This window comes from Bacillus sp. FJAT-28004 (genome assembly GCF_001280845.1).
GTDB lineage: Bacteria > Bacillota > Bacilli > Paenibacillales > Paenibacillaceae > Pristimantibacillus.
In genome coordinates, this window is record NZ_LGHP01000001.1 from 2,953,810 (window position 1) to 2,960,300 (window position 6,491).

The window sequence follows — 6,491 nt, forward strand, 5'->3', positions numbered from 1 at the left end:
CAATCTTTTATTGATTTTTTCAAAAAAAAAAGCTGCCCAACAGGCAGCTTCTCATGTTCTCTAACGGTGCTGTTCAAATCGATTTTCTTTACTCAATGCCTTAATGGCCTCGAGCTCCGAAGACGATAGCTGCTGTGCCTCGCTAGCCGCTATATTATGCAGCAGCTGCGCTAACGAGCTTGCACCGGGGATGACGGCAGCTACAGCTGGACTGGCTAGCGCATATCTGATCGCCGTATGCGCCATATCACGAGAGCCTCCGCTTGCCTCTAGCAATGCGGCTCGCAAAATGAACAGCTCCTCTTTGTCGTAATCCAAATAACCCTTTTCTGCTTTCGCAGCACCATTATCGGTTAAAATCCCTTTTGCCACCGGGCCGCGAGCAATGAGACTGATGCCCTTCTCTTCTAATAAAGGCAAAATCTGCTCTTCTGGCCTTCTATCCAAAATACTATACTGGCTCATTACACTGACGATATTTGAGCGCTCTACATACTCGCGAATGACATTCGGACGAATCGACGAAATACCGTAATAACGTATGAGTCCTTCTTGCTTAAGCTCTTCAAAAGCTTCAATCGTCTCCGATATGGGATCATCAAGCGTGCCCCCATGCAGCTGGTACAAATCGATATAGTCCGTTTGCAGCCTGTGCAAGCTGTCTTTCACCGCTGACTTAATATATGCTTTGGACGGGTCCCAAGACCAGCCCGCTTTACCTTTCTCCCACCTATTGCCGACCTTTGTTGCAAGGATAATATCCGATCTTCGTCCTTTTATTGCCTCGCCAATAATTTCCTCATTCAGGCCTTCATCATAAAGATCAGCCGTATCCAGAAAATTAATGCCCTTCTCGATCGCTTCATGTACTAAGGCTGTCGCCTTTGCCTTATCAGTCCCTAGTGACATGCATCCTAGGCCGATCTCACTTACATAGAGCTCTGATTTTCCGAGACGATTGTGCTTCATGCTTGAACGCTCCTTTTCTTTAACCGATGATCTCTCTTCCATTTATGATATTACTTTTGCATAGAGGGAGCAACACCATTGGTTCCACTATTAACTTGCAAAGGAAATTTGATCCAATATGCCATGAAGCATTGTTAGAGACTGCTCACTGCGCGCGAATTGACTGCGAATCTGTTCAGCTGTTTGAATGTATGGCGCCTGAATAAGCTCTGAGGACCAATGTGCAAACATCGACTCCATACAGGCAGGCGTCGTCTCCAAATGAAATTGAAGTCCAATTACGCGCTCACGATAAGCGAATGCTTGCACCTTGCATGCCTCTGAATAAGCGAGCAGACGCGTGTCCTGAGGCAAGTCAAAGGTATCGCCATGCCACTGAAACGAAATAAACTGCTCAGGCAAGCCACTCAGCCAAGAATGCTCCTCCTGCGTGCGATTAATGGAATGCCAGCCTATTTCTTTATACTCATTTCGGTATACGGGGCTGCCAAGCAGCTCGGCTATCATTTGAGCGCCAAAGCAGATGCCCAGCACTTTTTTGTCAAGCTGAATGGCTTGCTGTACGAACTGCTTCTCTGCCGCAAGCCAAGGATATTTCTCTTCTTCATATACACTCATTGGCCCGCCACATATAACAAGCAAATCCATTTCGTCAAGCCATTTGGCATCGATCTCAAGAGAAGGATCTTTTACATCCAAGCGATGTCCCCCAAGACTCGTCCATGAACGAAACGCATGATCATCATCAAAAGCAAAATGTTTAAAAGCGATTATATTCATCGTTCATTCCCCTTCGATGTTCGCATATTACATGTATTGAGCTTAATTATAGTCTAATTATTTCATGTCGTTAATATCACTTTCCTGAATAATGGGAAACCATCAATAAAAAACAACTAGTTCCCTATCCCATATCATGGTACATTTCCAGTAGCATACTTATAGCCTTAAACGAGAAAAACGTAATGAAAGGATGGATGACATGGGGAAGAAAATATTAAAAATAATTATTACGCTTGTCATAATCGCAGTCGCGATTGCAGGAGGATTTTTACTGTATATTACTTTATCCGATTATAAACCAGCCGAAGTAGTCGAGATTGCGACAGAAAATAATAGAGAGCAAATAATCGAGCAAGGCACAACGTTTACAGTTACGACCTTCAACATCGGTTATGCTGGCTTAGATAAAAAACAAGATTTTTTTATGGATGGCGGCAAGAAATCACGCTCTAGCAGCAAAAACCAAACGAAAGCCAACCTGGACTCAATTACGTCCTTTATGAAATCAAACCAGTCCAATTTTTATTTGCTTCAGGAAGTCGATGCCCGTTCTTCAAGAAGCAACCACATCAACGAAATAGACTATTTGGCAAAAGCTTTGGAAGATCACAGCTATGCGTTCGCCTATAATTATAAAGTGCCCTGGGTACCCGTTCCGATATTTGATCCTATGGGTTCCGTCCAGAGCGGCCTTCTAACTTTTTCTACGTTCAAAAGCACAAGCAATCACCGATACGATCTTCCTGGCAAAGAGAGCTGGCCAAGGCAGCAGCTTGATTTGGACCGTGCCTTTATAGAAAGCAGATTCGAGGTCAATAACGGAAAAGAACTCATTGTTATCAATCTTCATTTATCGGCCTTCGATGAGGGAGGGAAAATTCGCAAGCAGCAGTTGGATTATTTAGCCGCTTTTTTAGAGAAGGAGAATGACAAAGGCAATTATATTATTGTAGGCGGAGATTGGAACCATGCTCTGCCCAGCACCACTCCTGACCGATTTGAAACGACTCAGGCTTGGCCGGAATGGCTCCAATCATTTCCGGAAGATTTCAAACCAAGCGGCTTCAAGTGGATGGTAGACGACAGCATCGCTACTGTACGTACTTTAGATATTGCATACACGGAAGGCATTAATTTCAGAGCTGTTATTGATGGTTTTCTCGTTTCTTCAAATGTTGATAAGATCCTGCTGCATAATACTGATTTGGCATTTGAGCACAGTGACCATAATCCGGTAACCGCAGAGTTTGTTTTACGCTAAAGCAAAAAGTCCCGATTGTGAGCAATCGGGACTTGTTTTTGAATATATGCTCGATGAGCTTTGTCCGTTCATCGTAAAGTTGCTTACTTGACGCTTGATTTCAAGCCGGCTGGTTGTTTAAATGCGAGCAGCTTGCCTTCCGTCAGAACCACAATCATTCCGTTCTCGAGCAGCGTCTCACCGAACTCTCTTCCGTTTGTTTTTAATTGCAGAATTGGCTTTGCCGTCACTAAATCTATAGCTGTTAGCGTACCATCCGTTTGGGCCACATATATTCCTTTACCGATTAAATCAAAACGTGCGATGAGGCCTGTTACACCAGCATTATAATCCACGGTCGTCTTGTTGATTAATTTAACACCATAAATACCGCGGCCATTCGTATAAATCAATTTGTCATCATACGGTCCAGCTGCATATTCATACCCTGGATCGTAGACAACAGGCTTATACACCTTGGGCTCTATTTTGCTCGGATCAGCATGTTGAGGATAACTGTACACCTCAGAATTTAAATTAACGTATACACTTTCCCCACTAATCCAAGCGTCTCCTTCGTTGCCCGATTGTCCTTTATTCAAGTCAATCTTTTGAGGATTATATTGCACGCTGTTAAGCACTTTGCCCGTCTTGATATCAAGGGTATCCAGTGTTGTTAATGGTGCAGACTCGAAAAGGTTGGCGAGCTTTTGGGCAGTTATGGTTCCGTCCTTCGCATCAACAGGAAAATTATAATGTGCAGCTTCCCAAACACTTTTTCCTGTCTTGCGGTTAAAAGCATGAAGGAGCGAGTAAGTGTATGCACCCGAAAATTCATTCTCCCCTATGATAAAATCTCCATGAAACAGTATCTTTGTGTGCAGCGGCTCTTTGTAATTATCACGCCACTGAAATTTCCCATCCTTTATGCTGTAAGCTTGAATGTCGCCATTAAAGGTGAACAACTGATCGCCATCCAGAGCAATATCATGAATGTTATTTGCGTTCACTGAAGCCACCCATACCTTCTTGCCTGAGGACGCCATAATAGCGTGAACACGACCAGTGCTAGAATTAACATACACTTGGCCCTTCTTATAAACGAGAGGTACTTTGAGCTGGCTGCCATACTCCCACAGTTTTTTCCCATTCTGAATATTAACAGCTATTACTTTTCCTTTTAGCAAATAAAAGGCTTTACCTTCACCTGTCGCTACTACGCCTTCGTAAGTTAATGACCATTGCGGCTTAATCATTGGAGCAGCTATCGCCTTTTCCTTATTATCTCCAACATAGGATGTGCGTGAATCAATGGATGCTGAAACGACCGTACTCATTAACAGTAAAGAACAGCATGCCAACATAACGCCGCGCGAGAAAGCTGTTTTCCAGTTATTCATTTTACACCTGCTTATCACTAAGTTTTAACCGCCCACTTACATAACGTTAAATAAATGGAAAAAGTTACTTATTAATTAGTGGTTTCTTGTAAAAAAATGACCAGTCAAGGACATGTCCTTGCTGGTCATTAATTATTGATGCTATTAATCTTGTGGAAAGGGTTTTCTGCCCATAAATCCATCATGCAAGCCATGATAATGACTAACCTGATCTTCCCCTTCCTTCCAGCAAATCAGAATATCCTCATTACCAAGTACCGCTGGAAAATCGATCAGACCTGGCGTAATCATTTTCAACTGCACGCCTTTTCTCGAGAAGTTTTCAATTAACAGATCCGCTTCCATCTTCATAAATTCCATCTGACTTTCCTGCTCGAAGAAGGGATCCTCGCTGCCTTCAATAATAGCAAATACCTGCTCGTAAGCCGCCTTCTTTTTCTGATAATCCCTATATAAATCTTCAAACTGCGCCGTTAATTGCTGAAGCTTCCGTAAATCCTCTTTCAACTGCGGCAGCATTTCATTAGCCTCGCTCAGCGTGAAGGTTTTGTTCCCCATCCCGTATTCACTCCTTATCCGATGATCATCGTTTATTTCGTTTATTATAAGTATCCTACTCTCTCTTTCAAGTCCCGTAAAGGACCTTCTCTTTATCACCTCTCCGCTTTCAAGACAAATTATTTAGGATTACAAAAAGGACTGAATTGCAACGTAGCGAATTACTCTGTTAAAGAAAAGGAGATGAGCAGATTGGATCTAAAGAAGCTGAACTCGATAACGAAGTACCCCAGTATTCTTACCTACCATTGCCTTGGTGAAAGGGGGCGCTTAACCGAAAATCTATCAGAGGAACATGGTTTCATTCATGAAGCGGAATCTATATATGTTTATGAGAAGGTTGATGGTGAAAACGCAAGAATCGTATTGTTTAAAGGCATCAATAATGAAATCGACTATGTCATTGGTTCTAGAGAAGAGTTGTTATATGCAAAGGGAGATCGAATCGGAAATCCTTACGGCAATATCGCTGATTTCCTTAAACCTATAGCGGAAAAGGTGATGAATGATTTTGGGGAAAAGCAAGATTGGGCGCTAACTGTCATCTATCAAGAATCATATGGCGGGAAAACGAAAGCTGCCAAAAACTATACAGACACAAAGACGCAGGGTTACCGTGTATTCGACATGTTCTCCCTTAACTCCGATGAGTTGGAGCACTTGATGTCCTTACCGCAGGAGAGAATCGCAGAATGGCGTGAGCATGGAAAACAGCCTTTTTATGATGAGGTTAACAAAATAAACTTTGTACAACAATTTGATTTAGAATCTGCTCCTCTTTTGACTAATGAACAAGGCGCCCTCTTTCCCAGAACGATCGAAGACACTTATGCCCTGTTAAAGCAATTTGCAAAAACAAAGGTCGGATTAGATGCGACGGGGAAGTCAGAAGGCATTATTGTTCGTTCAGCTGATCGGAAACAAATTCGAAAAATTCGGTTCGAGGATTATGAAAGGACCCTTAAAAAATAGAGGAATACCAAGCTGCTCATATGCTTGAGTCACTCATTATAACCGTCTATTCCCTTTTTCATCTAAATGAATATCTAATGCTTTTATTGCTCTTATCAAAAGTTTAATGAGTAAATATAGACAATAAATACCCATAAGGGCAACGACACCATATACAATAAACAATAATATTGGAAAAAAAGTAAAAATAAAACCGCTTGAAGAACCTTCCATTTTCTCACACCCCTTTTTGTATTTAATGATTAGAGTAATTCCTGTCTTAACTAACATACAGATATTAACTGTTAAATACAACCATCTTATCCAGTGTTTTTCCCATTCAATATATCAAGTCGCTAAAGCAAAAAAACTCCTAAGATCAAATTGATCTTAAGAGTTTGTGTTAGAAAATTTGGTGCCGATGAGAGGACTCGAACCTCCACGGTTTCCCTCACGATTTTGAGTCGCGCGCGTCTGCCATTCCGCCACATCGGCATTTGAGTAAAGATGGCGTGCCCTAAGAGATTCGAACTCCTGGCCTTTTGATTCGTAGTCAAACGCTCTATCCAGCTGAGCTAAGGGCACATATT

At 42.2% G+C, this 6,491-nt stretch carries 7 protein-coding genes and 2 tRNA genes; 2 read left to right on the top strand and 7 right to left on the bottom strand.

Annotated elements, in window-relative coordinates:
- Nucleotides 1–60: 60 nt before the first annotated feature.
- Both AC787_RS12885 and AC787_RS12890 read right to left on the bottom strand, forming a co-directional pair.
- A complete protein-coding gene (locus tag AC787_RS12885) occupies nucleotides 61–969 on the bottom strand; it encodes an aldo/keto reductase (protein WP_054025160.1) in 909 nt (302 codons plus the stop codon).
- A gap of 90 nt (nucleotides 970–1,059) precedes the next feature.
- Nucleotides 1,060–1,749: a type 1 glutamine amidotransferase gene (locus AC787_RS12890; RefSeq protein ID WP_054025161.1), complete on the bottom strand. Its 690-nt coding sequence runs from the start codon at nucleotides 1,747–1,749 to the stop codon at nucleotides 1,060–1,062.
- Between the two features lie 202 nt (nucleotides 1,750–1,951).
- On the opposite strand from AC787_RS12890, the gene AC787_RS12895 reads away from it, so the two are divergent.
- Entirely contained in the window at nucleotides 1,952–3,013 is a 1,062-nt protein-coding gene (locus AC787_RS12895; protein ID WP_054025162.1) for an endonuclease/exonuclease/phosphatase family protein, read from the top strand.
- An 83-nt stretch (nucleotides 3,014–3,096) separates the two neighbouring features.
- Here AC787_RS12895 and AC787_RS12900 read toward each other — a convergent pair whose 3' ends face one another.
- Together AC787_RS12900 and AC787_RS12905 are read right to left on the bottom strand one after the other, a co-directional pair.
- Nucleotides 3,097–4,392 (bottom strand): PQQ-binding-like beta-propeller repeat protein, encoded by a 1,296-nt coding sequence (locus tag AC787_RS12900; protein WP_054025163.1) that lies wholly within the window; start codon nucleotides 4,390–4,392, stop codon nucleotides 3,097–3,099.
- Nucleotides 4,393–4,536: 144 nt separating this feature from the next.
- A complete protein-coding gene (locus AC787_RS12905) occupies nucleotides 4,537–4,950 on the bottom strand; it encodes a DUF2203 domain-containing protein (protein ID WP_054025164.1) in 414 nt (137 codons plus the stop codon).
- Nucleotides 4,951–5,133: 183 nt separating this feature from the next.
- Here AC787_RS12905 and AC787_RS12910 point away from each other — a divergent pair, with 183 nt between their 5' ends.
- Nucleotides 5,134–5,922 carry an RNA ligase family protein gene (locus tag AC787_RS12910; RefSeq protein WP_321166116.1) on the top strand — a complete coding sequence of 263 codons (789 nt, stop codon included), beginning with the start codon at nucleotides 5,134–5,136 and terminating at the stop codon, nucleotides 5,920–5,922.
- Nucleotides 5,923–5,958: 36 nt separating this feature from the next.
- Here the strand turns inward: AC787_RS12910 and AC787_RS34460 are convergent, their stop codons facing one another.
- From AC787_RS34460 to AC787_RS12920, 3 genes are all read right to left on the bottom strand, one after another.
- Nucleotides 5,959–6,135, bottom strand: a complete 177-nt coding sequence (locus AC787_RS34460; protein WP_162839311.1) for a hypothetical protein — start codon at nucleotides 6,133–6,135, stop codon at nucleotides 5,959–5,961.
- Between the two features lie 179 nt (nucleotides 6,136–6,314).
- A tRNA-Leu gene (locus AC787_RS12915) sits at nucleotides 6,315–6,396 on the bottom strand.
- Nucleotides 6,397–6,409: 13 nt separating this feature from the next.
- Nucleotides 6,410–6,486: transfer RNA gene (locus AC787_RS12920), tRNA-Arg, on the bottom strand.
- Between the last annotated feature and the right edge of the window lie 5 nt (nucleotides 6,487–6,491).